General features: G+C 49.9%; 14 protein-coding genes. 10 read left to right on the top strand and 4 right to left on the bottom strand.

Annotation, left to right across the window (positions count from 1 at the left end):
• Positions 1 to 185: 185 nt before the first annotated feature.
• From NYE29_RS01635 to NYE29_RS01620, 4 genes are all read left to right on the top strand, one after another.
• The gene (locus NYE29_RS01635; RefSeq protein ID WP_340894031.1) at positions 186 to 1,790 is read left to right on the top strand and encodes an extracellular solute-binding protein; all 1,605 of its coding nucleotides are present in this window, start codon (positions 186 to 188) and stop codon (positions 1,788 to 1,790) included.
• A gap of 83 nt (positions 1,791 to 1,873) precedes the next feature.
• Complete coding sequence (locus NYE29_RS01630) at positions 1,874 to 2,773, top strand: ABC transporter permease (protein ID WP_076110478.1); 900 nt, start codon at positions 1,874 to 1,876, stop codon at positions 2,771 to 2,773.
• Positions 2,774 to 2,792: 19 nt separating this feature from the next.
• The gene (locus NYE29_RS01625; protein ID WP_076110479.1) at positions 2,793 to 3,662 is read left to right on the top strand and encodes a carbohydrate ABC transporter permease; all 870 of its coding nucleotides are present in this window, start codon (positions 2,793 to 2,795) and stop codon (positions 3,660 to 3,662) included.
• Positions 3,663 to 3,725: 63 nt separating this feature from the next.
• Positions 3,726 to 8,288: an Ig-like domain-containing protein gene (locus NYE29_RS01620; RefSeq protein ID WP_340894029.1), complete on the top strand. Its 4,563-nt coding sequence runs from the start codon at positions 3,726 to 3,728 to the stop codon at positions 8,286 to 8,288.
• A gap of 86 nt (positions 8,289 to 8,374) precedes the next feature.
• Here the strand turns inward: NYE29_RS01620 and NYE29_RS01615 are convergent, their stop codons facing one another.
• Positions 8,375 to 9,199, bottom strand: a complete 825-nt coding sequence (locus NYE29_RS01615; protein ID WP_340894026.1) for a carbonic anhydrase — start codon at positions 9,197 to 9,199, stop codon at positions 8,375 to 8,377.
• Positions 9,200 to 9,469: 270 nt separating this feature from the next.
• On the opposite strand from NYE29_RS01615, the gene NYE29_RS01610 reads away from it, so the two are divergent.
• Complete coding sequence (locus NYE29_RS01610; RefSeq protein WP_340894024.1) at positions 9,470 to 10,237, top strand: metallophosphoesterase; 768 nt, start codon at positions 9,470 to 9,472, stop codon at positions 10,235 to 10,237.
• Between the two features lie 265 nt (positions 10,238 to 10,502).
• Here NYE29_RS01610 and NYE29_RS01605 read toward each other — a convergent pair whose 3' ends face one another.
• Entirely contained in the window at positions 10,503 to 10,673 is a 171-nt protein-coding gene (locus tag NYE29_RS01605; RefSeq protein ID WP_340894023.1) for a hypothetical protein, read from the bottom strand.
• 183 nt (positions 10,674 to 10,856) lie between these two features.
• Between NYE29_RS01605 and NYE29_RS01600 the strand changes: the two genes are divergently transcribed.
• The 5 genes from NYE29_RS01600 to NYE29_RS01580 all read left to right on the top strand — a co-directional run bounded on the left by NYE29_RS01600 (position 10,857) and on the right by NYE29_RS01580 (position 15,113).
• Entirely contained in the window at positions 10,857 to 11,312 is a 456-nt protein-coding gene (locus NYE29_RS01600; RefSeq protein WP_038587744.1) for a VOC family protein, read from the top strand.
• Between the two features lie 137 nt (positions 11,313 to 11,449).
• On the top strand, positions 11,450 to 12,148 hold the full coding sequence (locus tag NYE29_RS01595; protein ID WP_340894021.1) for an SDR family oxidoreductase: 699 nt from the start codon (positions 11,450 to 11,452) through the stop codon (positions 12,146 to 12,148).
• Positions 12,149 to 12,396: 248 nt separating this feature from the next.
• On the top strand, positions 12,397 to 13,557 hold the full coding sequence (locus tag NYE29_RS01590; RefSeq protein ID WP_076110485.1) for a serine hydrolase domain-containing protein: 1,161 nt from the start codon (positions 12,397 to 12,399) through the stop codon (positions 13,555 to 13,557).
• A 234-nt stretch (positions 13,558 to 13,791) separates the two neighbouring features.
• Positions 13,792 to 14,433 (top strand): TetR/AcrR family transcriptional regulator, encoded by a 642-nt coding sequence (locus NYE29_RS01585; protein WP_340894020.1) that lies wholly within the window; start codon positions 13,792 to 13,794, stop codon positions 14,431 to 14,433.
• A 2-nt stretch (positions 14,434 to 14,435) separates the two neighbouring features.
• Entirely contained in the window at positions 14,436 to 15,113 is a 678-nt protein-coding gene (locus NYE29_RS01580) for a sensor domain-containing protein (RefSeq protein ID WP_076110487.1), read from the top strand.
• A 118-nt stretch (positions 15,114 to 15,231) separates the two neighbouring features.
• On the opposite strand, the gene NYE29_RS01575 is transcribed toward NYE29_RS01580, so the two are convergent.
• Positions 15,232 to 15,576, bottom strand: a complete 345-nt coding sequence (locus NYE29_RS01575) for a hypothetical protein (protein ID WP_076110488.1) — start codon at positions 15,574 to 15,576, stop codon at positions 15,232 to 15,234.
• A 106-nt stretch (positions 15,577 to 15,682) separates the two neighbouring features.
• Entirely contained in the window at positions 15,683 to 16,726 is a 1,044-nt protein-coding gene (locus NYE29_RS01570) for a hypothetical protein (protein ID WP_340894019.1), read from the bottom strand.
• Positions 16,727 to 16,842: the final 116 nt, after the last annotated feature.

Genomic DNA, 16,842 nt, shown 5'->3' with positions numbered 1-16,842 from the left:
AAAAAAGAAAAACATAATCCGGTTTCCGGGACAGAAATGGCCAAAAACATAAAAAGAAGCGAAAGAGAGGATTGTGTACTTGGTCAGAGCAGGCTATCTTAAATGTTGTAACCGCTACCATAACCCCGGCCGGGAGCTATCGTGAGGATGCGGTCTAATACAGTTTCGATTAGGGGGACATTCTTGTGCAGACTAAACTTAAGAAACTAGGCAATGCCATTATGCCGGTGATCGTTGTGGCAGGCCTGCTTGCCGGGTGCGGCAATGGCGGAGATAACGGGAACAACGCGAACAACGGAAAAAACGCGGCTTCGCCAGAAGCAAGCAAGAGCGCAAACACTGCAAACACCGAAAAGGCGGCAGCAAAGCCGGTGGAGATTACATGGGGGATTCACTTCCAGGCTCAGGGAGTTGTAGAGGACTCCGCCGTTCAGAAGTGGCTTGAAGAGAAATTCAATGTAAAGATCAAACCGGTGAAAGTGACCGATGCCAGCATCGCATCCGGAGAGATTCCTGATATCTTCATGCTGGGCGATCCCTCCAACGTGTCGGCGTATATGAATCAGGGTGTTCTGATGGATATTGATCCGAACATGCTGAAGGAAAAAATGCCGGAGTATTCCAAAGATATTGAAAAAAACAACGCGCTGTTTCAAACCGTTACTGTAGACGACAAGTTATGGGCCATCCCAATGTTTATTGATCTGAAGCCGTATGATCTGGCGATGCTCTGGCGCAAGGATTGGCTGGATAAGGTAGGCATCACAAAGGCACCGGAGACACTGGATGAGTTCGAGAAGGCAGTCTATGCATTTGCTGAGAAGGATCCGGACGGAAATGGAAAAAAAGATACCTACGGCTTGACGGGTACGGCGACGTCCACCTGGTCATCCGGCTTCTATTCCATCTTCGGTGCGTTCGGCGTGGAACCGACCATGTGGCACGAGAAGAACGGAGAACTGATGAACGGCTCCGTGATGCCGGAAACGAAGGAAGCGCTGGCCAAACTTCGGCAGTGGTATGCCGACGGGGTCATTGACCCTGAGTTTATCACGGATACACAGGATTCCTACCGCAAGAAGCTTTACAATAACCGGATTGGTGTCATTGAGGAGCAGATTGCCAAAGGTGCGCTCCCGACTTCGGGAACCGTGACGGAAATGAAGTCTTTGAATCCTAATTCGGAGCTGGTCTTTGCTAAGAATCCTAAGGGACCTGGTGGTGACGGCTCCTGGGACTGGGGAGTGAAGAGCAACTTTGTCGTCATCAGCAACAAAGTGAAGGATCAACCGGAAAAGCTTGAGAAGCTGTTCGAAATACTGAGAGCAGAAAGCAGTGACGAAGAAACCATCAACATGACCAGCCTCGGGGTGAAGGGCACTCATTGGGACTTCGTTGAGAGCGGAGCCGCCTCTGGAGCCACTACGTTCCTGACTGGTTTCGATAAGCAGGAAGCACGCGATCAGATCGGCGTTAGACTCTTCTCATTCGGTAACATCACGACGCAGGCCTACCGTGAGAAATACTCAAATCCGGACTTGAATGAAGCCATCAAAACCTATTCCTCCGCTCCAAATATGACGGATGCGCTGCTCTTCTCGGCGCTGCCTTCCGATGGCAAATACAAGAATGACCTGACTTCGCTGATGCAAAAATATTTCGCCCAAATCATCAGCGGTGAAATTCCACTCGATGATTTCGATAAGTTCGTTACAGAGTGGAAATCCAGAGGCGGCGATGAGTTGACCAAGGAAGCTAATGAGATGTACCAGGCTCAATTTAAAAAATAAATAAATCCGGTTACGGTGGTTCCGCAAGGGCAAAAAAGGGTTCTTGCGGAAATGAGCCGGTCGGGGTTTCAGGGGAGTGCAGTATGAAAACCATAAGAAAGCATGGAGAACTAATGGCGTTGTTTCTGTTTGCCTTTATCTTCTTCGTCATCTTTAAATATGGTCCGCTCTACGGCGTGATCATTGCCTTCAAGGATTTCCGGGTTGTGGATGGAATATGGGGAAGTCCCTGGGTGGGCTTCCATCACTTTCAGGAATTGTTTCATAGCAGCGACTTTTACCGTCTGCTTAAAAATACGCTCCTTCTGAACATGTACCAGCTGATCTTTGCTTTTCCTGCACCGATTATTCTGGCAATACTCCTGAACGAAGTCCGCTCCCGCGGCTTCCAGAGATTTATTCAGACGACTATGTATCTGCCCCATTTCGTATCTTGGGTAATCATGTCGGGCCTTCTTATCTATTTTCTATCGCCAACTACCGGAGTTGTAGCTCAAATCGTGGGCTGGTTCGGAATGGAGCCCGTCTTCTTCATGGGCAAGAAGGAATACTTCCGGAGCATCATCGTAGGTTCCTCCATCCTGAAGGATCTGGGCTGGGGTTCAATCATTTATTTTGCAGCTTTGTCGGGGATCAACCCTGAAATTCAGGAATCAGCCATTATTGACGGAGCTAACCGCTGGCAGCGGATCATCCGGATCAATATTCCTTCGATCATGCCTACCATTTCGATCATGTTCATCTTGAGTCTCGGCGGGTTCTTAAGTGCAAATTTTGAACAAATCATTAACCTGCTGAATCCGGTCACTTTCGAAACCGGCGATGTCATCGACACTTATGTCTATCGGGTGGGGCTGCAGCAGTTCCAATACAGCTATACGGCGGCTATCGGTCTGTTCAAATCATTTGTGGGGCTGCTGCTCATTCTGGGCGCCAATCTGACCGTGAGGAAAATGAGCCAAGGGGAGAACGGATTATGGTAGAAGCAGGAGGAAGTCAGTCATGAAGGTGAAAAAATGGCAGGATCTTATTGCCCCGGCAATGATCTATTTTGTATTATCGCTACTCGCGCTTATCGTCGTTTACCCGTTCATCCATGTTATCGCAGTATCCTTCAGCGGCCGCGGGGAGGCACTCCGCAGCGGATTCCATTTCATCCCAAGGGACTTTGAATGGAGAGCTTACAAGGAATTGCTGGAGTATCCATTCATCTGGTCGGGCTATGCGAATACTATATTCCGCATGATCGTAGGCACCTTCCTGACGCTTCTGGTTACCGTCTGCGCTGCTTATCCGCTGTCGCGCCCGGATTTTCCGATGAAGCGTGTCCTGGTCATGCTCCTGTTGTTCACCATGATCTTCGACGGGGGCATTGTGCCGAATTATCTGCTCATTAAGGAGCTGCATCTGCTGAACTCACGCTGGGTGTATGTGCTGCCTTCGGCAGCTAACGCCTTCCAGGTTCTGGTCATGCTTTCGTTCTTCCGCTCCATTCCGGATGCGCTGATTGAAGCGGCCCGTATCGACGGAGCCAGAGACATTAGGATCTTGTTCCGTATCGTGCTGCCACTCTCCATTCCGTCCCTCGTGACGATCGGGCTGTGGTCGCTGGTTCATCATATCAACGCGTTCATGGACAATTTGCTGTACGTTACCGACCAATCGAAATTTGTCCTGCAGCAAGTCATAAGGCAAATCCTCATTGAGAACAAGCTCGATCCGTTCACTACGGCAACCAATCTGGTGCCTCCTGCACCAGAGAGCCTGAAGATGGCGTCAGTAATCGTATGTTCTTTGCCTGTGCTCATCATTTATCCTTTCTTGCTCAAGTACTTTGAGAAAGGAACAATGATCGGGTCGGTGAAAGGGTAAGTTCCGGGGAACCTCACGGTTCCCTTTCGAATTAAAACCGATAACAAGGAGGCCTGTACTGACATGAAGAGAAAAGCGGTCATTGTCTTCTGGATTATTGCCTTGATAGTAGGTTTGACCCCGGGGTTTGTACCGGGTACGGAGATTCAAGCGGAGGAAGCCCCAAGTCCCGGAGCAGTCTATTTCGTAGCGGAAAATGGAAGCGATTCCAACTCTGGTGTGGAGGTGGCTCCTTTCCGTACCCTGGAGAAGGCCAGGGACACCATCCGCCAGCTGAAGCAGGGCACGGGTCTGCCTGACGGCGGCGTTACGGTTTATTTGAGAGGCGGCACATACAGCCGTACCGCAAGCTTCCTGCTGGAGGAGCAGGATTCGGGGACGGCAGACAAACCGGTCACCTACAAGGCATATCCGGGTGAATCCGTGCGGCTGAGCGGCGGCCGGCAATTGGAGAAGTCATGGTTCGCCCCGGTAACAGATACGGCGGTTCTGAACCGGATCATCAGTCCCGATGCAAGATCCAAGGTTCTGCAGGTGGAGCTGCCGGGGCATGGCATTACCGATTACGGAGTCATGAGCCGTCATGGCTACTACAAAGCCAATGACGTAAGCCAGACTCCCCCCATGGAGCTGTACATTGAAGGTGAAGGGATGACTCTGGCGAGATGGCCCAATAAGGGTACGGTCCAAATGGGCAATATTCTTGATCCGGGACCCACCCGCAAGGATGCCGATCTGCAGACCCGGGGAGGCACGTTCAACTATACCTATGATCGGCCTGAGCTCTGGACCCAGGCGGATGATATATGGCTTGACGGGATTTTCGGCTACAGCTGGGAATGGTCGTACAATAAAATTGCTTCTATTGATACCGAGAACAAGTCGATCACATTAGCTTATGGAGAAATGAGCGGCCTCTTTAAAAACTGGTATCCGGACTTCCATTTCGCCCAGAACCTGCTGGAAGAAATCGACATGCCAGGGGAGTACTACATTGACCGGAGCCAAGGCATCCTGTATTTCATGCCGACAGCCGCCTTCCAGGCAGACAATCCGGAGATCACCGTATCCATGCTGAAGACACCCATGATCAATACGGCCAATACGTCGTATGTAACTTTCGAGGACCTGATTCTGGAGAACGGCAGGGATTCCGGGGCGGTCATCATGGGCGGCAGCCATGTCCGGCTGGTGCACTCTGAGATCCGCAATTTCACCGAAGGAGGCGTACGGATCAATACCCAGAGCCGCTGGTTGTACAATGACTTTGCCAAGGGCACAGGGGTCAACCATGCCATCGTGAATACGCATATCCATCATGTAGGGGGAACAGGAGTCATTCTGAACGGCGGCGACAGGCTGACGCTTGAGCCGGGCAACAATGTGGTGGAGAACAGCCACATCCATGACTTTGCTTATTATCATAAAGCGTATAACCCGGCCGTAATTCTGACGGGAGCAGGGAACCGCATATCACACAGTGAAATTCATGACGCCCCGCATCCGGGGATTCTGATCTTCGGCAACGACCATGTTGTGGAATACAACAACATCTATGATGTGTGCAAGACGTTCTCGGATCTCGGAGCCATCTACATGAATCTGGGGGCTGCACCGCAGGAGCGGGGAACGGTCATCTGGAGGAATTACTTCCATAACATTGGAGAAGGCAAAGCCGGGGTTCAGGGGATCTATCCGGATAACTTCACCATGGGAATCACAATTGAAGAAAATATTTTTTACAAGATGGGCAATTCAGCCATTCTGAACAACGGGGGCGCTCATGTCCGCACGAAGAACAACATTTTTGTCGATGCCAAGGTTCCGTATGATTATGCGGATCTGTATTTGGGTGACGGTCCGGAGCAGCAAATCTCCAAAAACTATATGCAGCCATGGCACGCTTTGTTCGAAAAATACAATAACTTCGCCGGCATGCCGCATCTGGTCAAATACCCGGAGCTGGCGGACTTCTTCACAGAGAACCGGTATTATCCGGACACGAACACGTTCCAGAAGAATGTGATCTACAATCCGACAAAAACGATAAGCAGCACGACGAATGCGAATGGAGCTTATGATAAGTTCAATCTGCTCCAATACGCAAACAACTGGGTAACGAAACAGGATCCCGGCTTCGTGAATCTGGCGGGCGGCGATCTGAATCTGAAATCGGATGCAGCGGTGTTTGAGCAGATACCGGGCTTCCAGGCGATCCCCTTCAGTGAGATGGGAATCTCAGGTAAGGCAGGCCCTTATCTCGCACCGGTTAATATTCCCGTCCAAGGTGTCGTGCTGTATGACGATAGCCTTACCCTTGGCATCGGGAAAACACATACCCTGTACTCGGCGGTTCTTCCCTGGAACGCCACCAACAATAAACTGCAGTATACCTCCAGTGATCCTTCCGTGGTGACCGTAGATGCCACCGGCAAGTTGAGAGGGGTTAACCTTGGGACCGCAGTTGTTACAGCAGTATCCGCCGACAACCCGCTCTTAAAGGATGAGGTTCAGGTGACGGTCGAAGTCGGTGACGGGATTATAGATGAAACGAATTTCGAGAACGGCCGGAATGGCTGGCCGGCCGATGCCAACCGGAGTATCGTGGAGGCCGACGGCGGCAATCACATGTATAAGCTGCTCAAAGGTGCGACCACGCTGAATGAGAACGACTTCAATAATTACGAGTTGAGCTTCAAGCTGAAGACGCCTCCAGTGATTCCGGAATCGGCCACATTCTATATATTCGACCGGCTGAATCCGGGCGGCAACGGAGGAAGAATCGGATACCGGAAGTATGCTGACGGAACTTCTTCCTGGATTCTCTACAATGCAGCCTGGGGAACCGTTAAGCAGAATGCACTGTCTGCCCCGGACCTGCTGCCGGATACCGTCTACAACATGAAGATCATCGTCAAGGGTTCGGAGATTAGCGTCTATGCTGACAGCAAACTCAAGCTGAAGGCCACTGATCCGACCTTTAATCCTTCCGGCAAAGTCGGGTTCTACGCCGGCGGCTTTGACTATCTCTTGTTCGATGACATCAATTTTATGGTCCCGACAAAAAATGTCTCCGGGCTTATGCTCGACAAGAGCAGCGTCAATATGGTAATTGATGAACAGACGCCACTGCAGGTCCAGTTCGATCCGTCGGATGCCGAGAATCGTTCCGTCGTCTGGCAGTCTCTTAACCCGGAAATTGCCTCTGTCGATGAGAACGGAACAGTCACCGCCCACGCTAAGGGGGAGACTGTTGTCAAGGTAGCCTCCGTTGCCAACCCGGAGGCCAACGCTTCTGCCCGGATTATCGTGTCTGATATTCTTCATTACACAGATTACGATTCGGGAGCGAACGGGTGGCCGGTGGATCCGAACCGCAGCATTGTAGCGGTGAACGGAAACAAGATGTACCAAATTCTGAAGGGCGCCTCTGCGCTTCATCCGAAGCTGTTCACGGACTATGAACTGACCTTCAAGCTGAGAACGCCTGCTGTGATGCCGGATCTTGGGACCCTCTATGTGTATGACCGTTCTGTCGCCAGCAATTCAGGCAAGATCGCATACAAGAAATTGGCGGACGGCACTTCACAGTGGATTCTCTACGGTCCAACCTGGACGGTGCTTCAGACGAAGAATCTTCCAACCCAAGACTTGCAGCCGGATACCGACTATAATCTTCGTATTCTGGTGGATGGTGCCAGCATCCGCGTCTATGTGAACGGAGAGCTGAGACTGGATGGTTCCGATCCCAAACATAATGCTTCGGGAACGGTAGGTTTCTATGTGGGCGGTTTCAGTGAAATGTGGTTCGACGACGTGAAGTTTACGAGGATTGACAAGACCGCACCTGTTAGCACAGCCGTCTTGACTCCGGCGCTGCCTGATGGTGCGGACGGCTGGTATACTCAGCCCGTTACGGTCCAATTGAATACTGCAGATACCGGTACCAGTGTAACGGACACCGTATACAGCATAAATGGCGGAGACACATGGCTGCCTTACCAGGGACCGCTGACCTTTAGCCAAGACGGCCAGTATTCGCTGCTTTACCGCTCGGTTGACTACGCCGGAAACAGCGAGGAATCGAAAACCTTGAGCTTCAAGCTGGATAGCAGTGCCCCTGAGTTAACTGTGGCAGAGCCGGCCCCGAAAGTCTATGCGGGGACAGAATCGCTAACCTTGTCTTGGGCGGCCATCGATGCGATGTCCGGGGTGGATTCCGCCAAAACCGTCGCACGGCTGGATGAGCAAGCCGTAGAGCCGGGAACGCAGATTCCACTGTACACGCTGGATATCGGCTCTCACACGTTCGCGGTATCCGTCAGCGACAGCGCGGGGAACAGGCAGGAGAGCACAGTGACTTTCTCAACGTATGCCGATGTAAGCTCGCTGAAAGCACTCGTTGGCCTGTTCAAAGAGAAGTCTTGGATAGACAATCACGGGATTGCGAACAGTCTGCTCGTGAAACTGGTACACGGTCAAGTGGAAGCGTTCGTTCATGAGGTTCAAGCCCAAAGCGGCAAGCATATCCAGGCTGAAGCGGCCTCCTATCTGCTGCGGGATGCCAACCATATCCTGCAAGGGATGGGAGCGCAAGATAAACTACAGGATGGGATTCCCGGGTAAAGGGAATTAAACAAAATAAAGCCTTGGACGAAGTTGTCCAAGGCTTTTGTGTTTGGCTGCTTGTTCATTTTTAAGAGAACAGCAGCCTATTTATCGCTATCTATCTCCCGGGAGCCGAGCGCTTGTACGGGACGATTGTCATGCGGGAAAATGCCTTCGAATTTGCCGATTTGCTCATCAGACCATTGAACGGGATTTTCCAGGACAATCCACTGTACCCCTTCGGTACATGGAGGTGTGGTGAGTGATCCTTGATAGCGGAACGAATGAAGGTCTGTTGGAAGCAGCTGGTTCATGTCGAAGACGCCCTCAACCGGGACTTCCTGTTCGCTCTCCTCGGAGGGGAGCACGGACCAAAGCTTTTTCAGCTCAACATTTTCGGAGCCTTTAGTGATTAGGACACTCAGTACAGCAAGCGTCTCGTCTTCACTTTTATGGACAAAATGAAGCTCCATATCGGCATGTTTGCCATCTACCTCATGTTCGCTGGGCAGGTGGAAATGAAACTGCTGCAAGATATACGTCTTTCCTTCAAGGGTGATACGGTTGTCCTGATTTTTAAGATTAACCTGGATCGTGTGGCCGTTGTTAATGATAGACACCGGGGACGGCGCATACTCAACCTTGATAGGGGACAGGCTCTCATCATCCTGCACTTTCTCATGAAGAATGTTAATCGGCGACTGGGCCGTACCTGTACTGCAGGTTGTGAACAGTTTATCCAGTTCAGCCCAGTGTTCCGGGGACGTTTCACCTTCATAGGACCAATGCGCAGGGTGGGCGCTTACTGTGGTAGCGGGTTCCTTATTCGCTTCTGCCTCGTTCTTCTGTTCGTTGCTTCCGCATCCCGCCATCACAGACAAGACCATGATGGGAAACAGTATTCGGGACACCTTTTTGTTGATACGCATACGTCATCCTTCTTCCTTTTGGATAGTGGAACATTTTAATTTATATTGTAAATATTGGCACGTTCAGCATCAAGTGAAAAAAGGCTCAAAGTTCTCAAAATGGTTCTATCTATCTAGGCCGCCAGCGAATCCAAGAACTTGCTATCCGAATCGAATATAAATATAACCAGATATTCTAATCCAGTTCGAAGAGGTGGTTTCCAAGTGAGAAGGCAGGCAGGGACAGCTAAAAAACGGAACCTTTCACCCAGACCCCGACCCAAAGACAGCTTGAAGCTTAAGGTGCAGGCACAGATCATTAACTTTGCCGTGATCGGAGATAGTCATGTGGGGTATGGGAACAGCTCGGCTATTTTTAGAAAGCTTTTGCCAAAATCAGTGAGCAGCGGGAATAAGAAGTTTGTGATTTTTGGCGGGGATAATGCCCAGGCAGGAGCCAATCATGGAAATAATGCCGATGCCTTCTACAAGGACTTCAAGGATACGGTTACCAGCACGCTCGGGAGTATTCCTTATAAAGCATCGATAGGAAATTGGGAGGCAAGCACTCAGTCCTTGTTCAAACAATATTTAGGTGCGGTTGCCGGGCAAATGAATTTCCCGGGTACGCAGGCAAAGGTGAAGTATGTATGGCTGGATTGTGCGCTAGGGGCATTCACACCGGAAAGCCTAAATATTCTGAAAAATTTAGACGACCGTTATTATTATATTATTGATTTTCATTGGCCATTGAAAGTGAGCGGGATTACGGTTGCTCCCAGTCATGTGTTAAGCGGGGCAGAGACGAATAAGTTTTTTACGGCGATTCCAGCGAAAGTGAGAGATAAAGTGCTGGCCATATTTACACACCACGGACATTTGTTTTATCGGAAGCTGGCCAATATTTATCCGGGGTTCCCTACAACTAAATTCTTCGTGTGCGGATGTTCAGGGGATTATAAATGCAAGCCAAATGGTGACCGGGGGTATTACAACGCCACATTGACCATTAATGGGTCTGCTGTCACTGTGAATGCTTATAAGGTGCCGGTTATGTAGCTCGCTTTGGATTTAAATTCTAAAACCCGAACCCTATCAAGTTCAGGCCGAGACGCATTCTATTGTACTTTCTACAACAGAATCTTTTTAAAATAGCCGGAAAGCAGAATCTATTGCACTCTGTACAGCAGAATTTTGCGGGAAAGGTGGTTTTGACTAAAAACCAATAATTCTATTGCACGAAATACAGCAGAATGCGATTTACCGGAGAATAATGAGCATTCTGCTGTATAAAGTGCACTCATATGAAAAAGTCCTCATGCAATTACTGCACACTAAGATTATCCCAATTGATCTGGAACTCCTTCAGCATGCCTTCTTTAGTCAGCTTGCCGCCGAGATAACCTTGAATGCTGCTGGATAACTCCTGCGGCATTCCGTTCGGCAGACGCGACCAGTTCCAAGTCAGCGCCAAGTGCACCGAGATCCTCTTCATGTTTTTATTCGGTGTCCACTTTCTATGCTAACTGTAAATGTGCCTCTATTATCACTCCTCTCGTGGAGAGTAAGGTGGTTTGTACGCGGATTCCCTCACCAGGAGCGATTTCAGCTCAGGCTTGACAGCCCTTTCATAGTGTGGGTATGGTAGATTGGTCACACTAGAAGGAGGTTGAGGCACATGTCAGGAGTTCTCGGCAATCATTTCGTTACGCAGATTGGAATTTTGGTGAATGATATTGAGAAGGTAAGCCGGGCGTATGCGGACTTTTTTGGACTTGCGGTGCCGGAAATTATCATTACCGATACGGCAGATATTGCCCAGACCCGGTATAACGGCGGGGCGACGGAGGCGCGGGCCAAGCTTGCTTTTTTTGACATGGGCTCCTTGCAGCTGGAACTGATTGAGCCGGATCATCAGCCGAGCACTTGGCGTGATTACTTGAATGAGCATGGGGAAGGGCCTCATCATATCGCTTTTGTAATCGAAGGAATGCAGGAAAAGATTATGCTGCTCGAAGGCAGAGGGTTCCCGCTGCAGCAGAAGGGCGAGTATGACGGGGGACGTTATGCTTATATGGATACGTTCAAGGAATTGAAGGTGCTCGTGGAGCTGTTGGAGAACGATAAGCAATAAATTAGCAATAAATCAGCAATAGAGTGCAATAGCAGAATACACCCATACAAATGGATATTCTCCCGCCGTGAATTCTGACTATTCATGAACAGAACAGCGGCGCTTGGGGAAATTATGCAATAGAGGAGGAGCGAAAGATGAACATTCTAATTACCGGTGCGGGACGCGGGCTGGGTGTTGAGCTGGCGGCCGAAGCACTGAAGCGCGGGCATGGAGTGATTGCCGGAGTTCGCTATCCCGATCAAGAACAGACCGCACTGTCGCAGCTTGCTGCAGCCTATGGAACCAAGCTGACCGTGGCCGCGCTGGATGTGACGAACGAAGAGGGAATCGCGGAGCTGGCTGCTAGTCTGAAAGGGCAAGGGCGGACGCTCGGTGCGATCATCAACAATGCGGCGATCCTGACCGCCCGGAATACGCCGGTTGAAGAGCTGGATCTGAAGGACATGCTGACAACAATGGATATTAATCTGTACGGGCCGATGCGGGTGGTCAAGCATTTCCTGCCGCTGCTCACCGAGCCGGACCGTTCAATCATCAACATCTCTTCGGAAGCGGGCAGCATCACCAATGCTTATCCGGGCGATTATCCTTATGCCATCTCCAAAACAGCACTCAATATGTTCTCGCAGCAGCTGCATGTGTATTTGCAAGAACGCGGCGTACAGGTGCTGAGCGTACATCCCGGCTGGATGCATACGGATATGGGCGGGGAAGAGGCGCCGACGAACCCGCGCAGCAGTGCCGAGGGCATTATCAGCCTGATCGAGCAACGCCGCGTTCCGGAAGGGCATTTCATGTTCGTGGATTATACCGGCAAAGATATGAAGATATAATCAGCCGCAGCCAGGTGCTGCGGTCCCGGAAGCGTATGCGGATAAGGCTGTATTTGTGAGTTTTATAAGGCGGGAAGACAATCGGGGAAGGTAAAGCTGATTTTCCGGAAAATCCGGAGTCAGCTTTTTTTATTTTTCTGGCAGCTAATATTATAGAAACAAACCATGTACTCCAGAAAATGGAGATGTTAATATATTTACATAGTACTTAACACATATATTAATGAGTGCTTAATGGAGGAATATTTATGAAAAAACTATCGTTGAGTTCGTTAGAACAGGCGGGTGTTTCAGCTTGCGGTGTTCAACGCATTCAGACAGCTGCAGCGCAAATGGTTAAGGACAACATTACGCCCGCACAAGTGATTGTGGCCGCGAGAAGGGGAATTGTAATTGTCCATCAAGCGAATGGAACCCTCGGACCTGAGCCAGACGCAGCCGAATTAGCTGTTGACGCGTTATTTCCACTCTGCTCCATCACGAAGCTGTTTACCGCAACAGCTGTTATGATGTTGGTTGAACAAGGGAAGATCGGACTGAATAGACCTGTTTCGGATTATATCCCCGAGTTTACAGGAGAAGGAAAAACAAAGGTTTGCGTGCATCATTTGTTGACACACACCTCTGGTCTGGATGTTGAGGTGATCCGGTTGAATGGAACTGCGAAACTGGCAAAAGAAGAGTTCCCTGCAAGCGAACCCAATCAGGACCCGGAAATTCATCAATACTTGTACGGCGGGTATGATGCACCGCTTAGCTTCGAGCCAGGGACTGTCATGTCTTATTGCGGGTATGGTTATGAGCTGTTGGGTGAAATTATCCGGCGCACCAGCGGTCAAGCGTATGATGAGTTCGTAAAGGAAAGCATTTTTGAACCGCTTGGAATGGAAAATACATATTATCGGGTTCCGCAGGAAGCACGCAGCAGAGTCGTTAGACGCATACCGGAGGCAGCTTGTGCAGAGTGGATAGAAACCGAAGATCAATTAAATTCTGTATCAGCCGGGAGCGGTGCTTACTCCACTGCCCTGGATCTGGCTGTATTTGGCCAAATGTTTCTGAACGGCGGAATTTATAACGGGACACGTCTGCTCAGCCCGGTAACTGTAAAAGAAATGACACGTAATCAAATTCCCGGTGTATCCTCGCAATATCGGGATGAAGTATTTCCTGAAGCGTATTGGGGATACGGCTGGGCGATTAACGGGACAAAACGTGATGGCGGAGACCTATTCTCACCGGAAGCCTATTCACATTGGGGTGCAGCGGGTCCTTTTCTCTGCGTCGATCCGGTCTTTCAGACAGTAACCGTTCATTTTTCTGTGGAGCTAGATCACCGGAAGCCATTTAAAAATATGTACGTTGATTACTTCAACAATACCGTTCTTGCGGCAATAACAGACCTGTAAGGGTAGTCGTTTCGGCATCTCGTCAAATTGAAGCTTATATGCAGCTTGTCTAAGGACAGGCTGCTTTTTTTGCGTGACCGGTAAAAAACTTCAATTTCAAAATATTGACAATGATCCTGATGCTGCGTAAGATGAGAATAAATAAAACGACAATGTGTCGTTATTTTGAGTATGGGGGGACAATGTATTCCAAAGGTTAGCGAAGCATACACAGAGAATAGAATCAATGAAATTTTGGATGCAGCGCTGGAGGTTAGCGCGCGTAAACCGCTGCATAAAGTAACAATGAAGGATATCGTGAGGCAGACCGGACTAAGCCAAGGGGGCGTATATAAGTATTTTGCTAATATTGAAGAGGTGTGGTTTGCGTTGTCCAACCGTTTTGATCTTGAGATAGATTTCAAAGGTTTTTTAACGCAGCTTTTTGCGGCCAGCCTTTCACCTGACCAGACCCTCCGCGCAATCTTTACCTTCATCGGGCAAGAGATTACGGCTTCTATGGAGAGTGGCTACAGCAAATTGGCCTTTGAGCTAAATGCAATCTATGCCAGTCAGCCGGAGCTGGTTAAGAAGCAGCTTGCTGAGCAGGCTGCGGAAGCAGAAGCCGAGTCCGGGCATGGCTACAACTATTTCTTTCAGCAATTGATGAATTATTGTGCAGAAGGTGAAGCTAAAGGCCAGTTCCGGCCCCTTGTTCCCTTAACCGACATTCTGATGCTCATTCAGGTAACTGTGGATGGAATCATCCGCGATGCTACGCTGGAGCTGTGTTTTGCCGGTGATGAGCTCCCTGCTGAATTAAGTGTGCGGCAGAGTGTGGATCGGCTGATGGACAGCTTGTACATTTCTACAATGACCTTATTAGGAGGCTTTTAATTATGCGTAAACCAAGCGCGCTAAGGTCCTGGCTCCTGCTCATCCTGTCCCTTCCGAAGGGGATCGCAGCGTTTGTAATTGCCGTTACAGGCATATGTGCCGGCTTGCCGCTGCTTATTGTATGGATTGGGCTGCCTTTGCTGGCTGCAACATTTACCGTATGCCGCTGGATGATGGCCAAGGAAGAGCAGGCGGTAACAGGGTGGATGCAGGGAGAAGAGCAACCGCTTCAAGCTGAGAACTCCCGATCCGTTGCGGATTGGAAGGATTGGCGTTCCATGCTGTCTATCCTTTTAAATAGTAAGAGCTACCGGGGGATCCTCTATAGTATAGCCCAGCTTCCCGTAGGCATTGCCGGGTTTACCCTTGCTGTCACGCTTCCCGCCGTTGTTATTGCGATTATATTGTCACCGGCAGCTTACAAGTTAAGCAAGGTCTTATCCCTTTCTTTTAATCTGTATTCCTTTGACGGGACGATGAGTCTTTTCTTGCCGTGGCTCAATGTATATCAGCGTTCCTGGGTAGCGGCTGCAATCGGCATAGTGCTGGCCCTGTTGCTGCCTATGACCCTGAGAGGTTTGGGGAGATTGTATTCCGCCTGGATTCGGGGGATAGCCGGTGACTTCACCTATGGAGTGAAACCAGCGTCTGTTAACAAGGATGCAGGGTCGAGAGTATAGCAGGCCAGTGTAATCTCTAATAAAAAGAGACACGATACCCTAGGGATATCGTGTCTCTTTTAAATGCAACGGCTCCCCTCAAAGGGGGAGCCGCCGTTTCTTTTTGCACCCTCTGCTATTAGCGGCGTGACTTGGTAATCAGGAACGGAATGACGCTTCTTGCAACGCCAGTCGGGTTTTCAAGGATGATAACCCACTCCGAGTCGCTGTTCGGGAAGCTGTCTGTTGGCCAGGCGGAAGTCAAATTGGAAATTGTCCATCCCGCACTAACGACAGCTCTGCCTCTTCCAGCAGATAAGAAGAGGAAAAGAAAGTCGTTGGCTCCGATGGTTACAGCGGGAAACTGAATACGGCGGAAACCATTCCCAAGGTTTTGCGTGGAGCGCGCTCTGTTTGGCCGCAGGGTGACTCTTTTACCTTTACCTTTGGCTTTATTTCTAAGTGATAGTTTTTTTATTACCATTTGCTGCTCGCCTCTTTCTTCGTAGGATAGATTATCTTACGAGAAAAGAGGGTTGTGAGCTTGTATGAATGTACATGGAAATTAATCCAAATTATTCTATAATTGCTTATTTAGATTTTGGCCGGATTACCTTAAGCATGGAAAGCTCTTTCGGAGTGAGGCGGCGGGTATAAGCAGCATTGCCGTTATGGGTATCTACAACCTTTACCCGGCCCGCTCTCTGTCCCGCAGGACGTGCTACACGCACCCGGAGTGCCCGGAGTGCCCAATCGACGGGAAAGGCAACCGAAGTCTTTCCGTCCTCTGTACCGGCGTAATTCACAGCCGCCGCGAAATTATCCGCGCTTCTGAGCCAGACAGAACCGGAGTCTCCGGGAAGCGATACCGGTGTATCACTCAGAATTATCGATTGATTGCGGAAGGTTAGCACGCCTACATTCCTACCATAATCCACCTGTACATCCGTATTCACCGAATCGACTCTTCCCCTGGTCAGACCTGTTGTCCGCCCTACCTTTTTGAAACGCTCCCCTACACGGTAGGAAGTGACATGACCGGGAATGTTGCCTACCGTTGCATATTTCGGACTGAGAATGCTGTTTCTTACAGGGCGGGACAAGGCCGCATCTATGCGGTTAGTACCATTTGTCTTCAAAGTTACAAAACGCGATAAATGCCCGACCCGATCCCTTACGGTCCGTCCTTCATCCGCACCGCCCGGCTGCAGCGTTTCCGCCCGGTTGTTGGAGTTGGTCGGATTGGTAAGCACGTGGTTATTGCTGAGCACATACAGCTGATTGCCGCTGCTGACAATTAAGCCTGCGGTTCCTGAACCGCCGGTCGTACCAATACTGTAGCCTGCTACGACTGGGCGAATCCGGTCCTGGTAACTTGCATTGCTGCGTATTTTTTTGGTCTTTACTACCCGGATGGGGACATTTATAGGTTTGCCTTTGACCTGCGAGGAGAATTTTGCGCCCAAACCCAGGGCGGTGCTGCTCACGGCATTGGCGTAGAGGATCACGGCTGCACCTTTTTTGGGATGTTTGGGGTCGTAATACCCTATCCCGACTCCATGAATTTTCCGGTTCTTGAGCACGGTACTTGCTATGTTTTCCTTTATCACAAGAGCTTCAGCAAATGTTGCCACTGTTCATCACCTAACCTCATTAGAATAAGATAGTATATTATCCTGAGGTGTAAAAGGCATGGGCGATTATCCGCTCTTTTTTGAAGTCCAGAGGCGATTTATTTATTTCGTCTTAC

The organism is Paenibacillus sp. FSL M7-1046, from assembly GCF_038007405.1.
Taxonomy (GTDB): Bacteria; Bacillota; Bacilli; order Paenibacillales; family Paenibacillaceae; genus Paenibacillus_AQ.
This window is presented reverse-complemented; position numbering and strand designations above follow the sequence as displayed.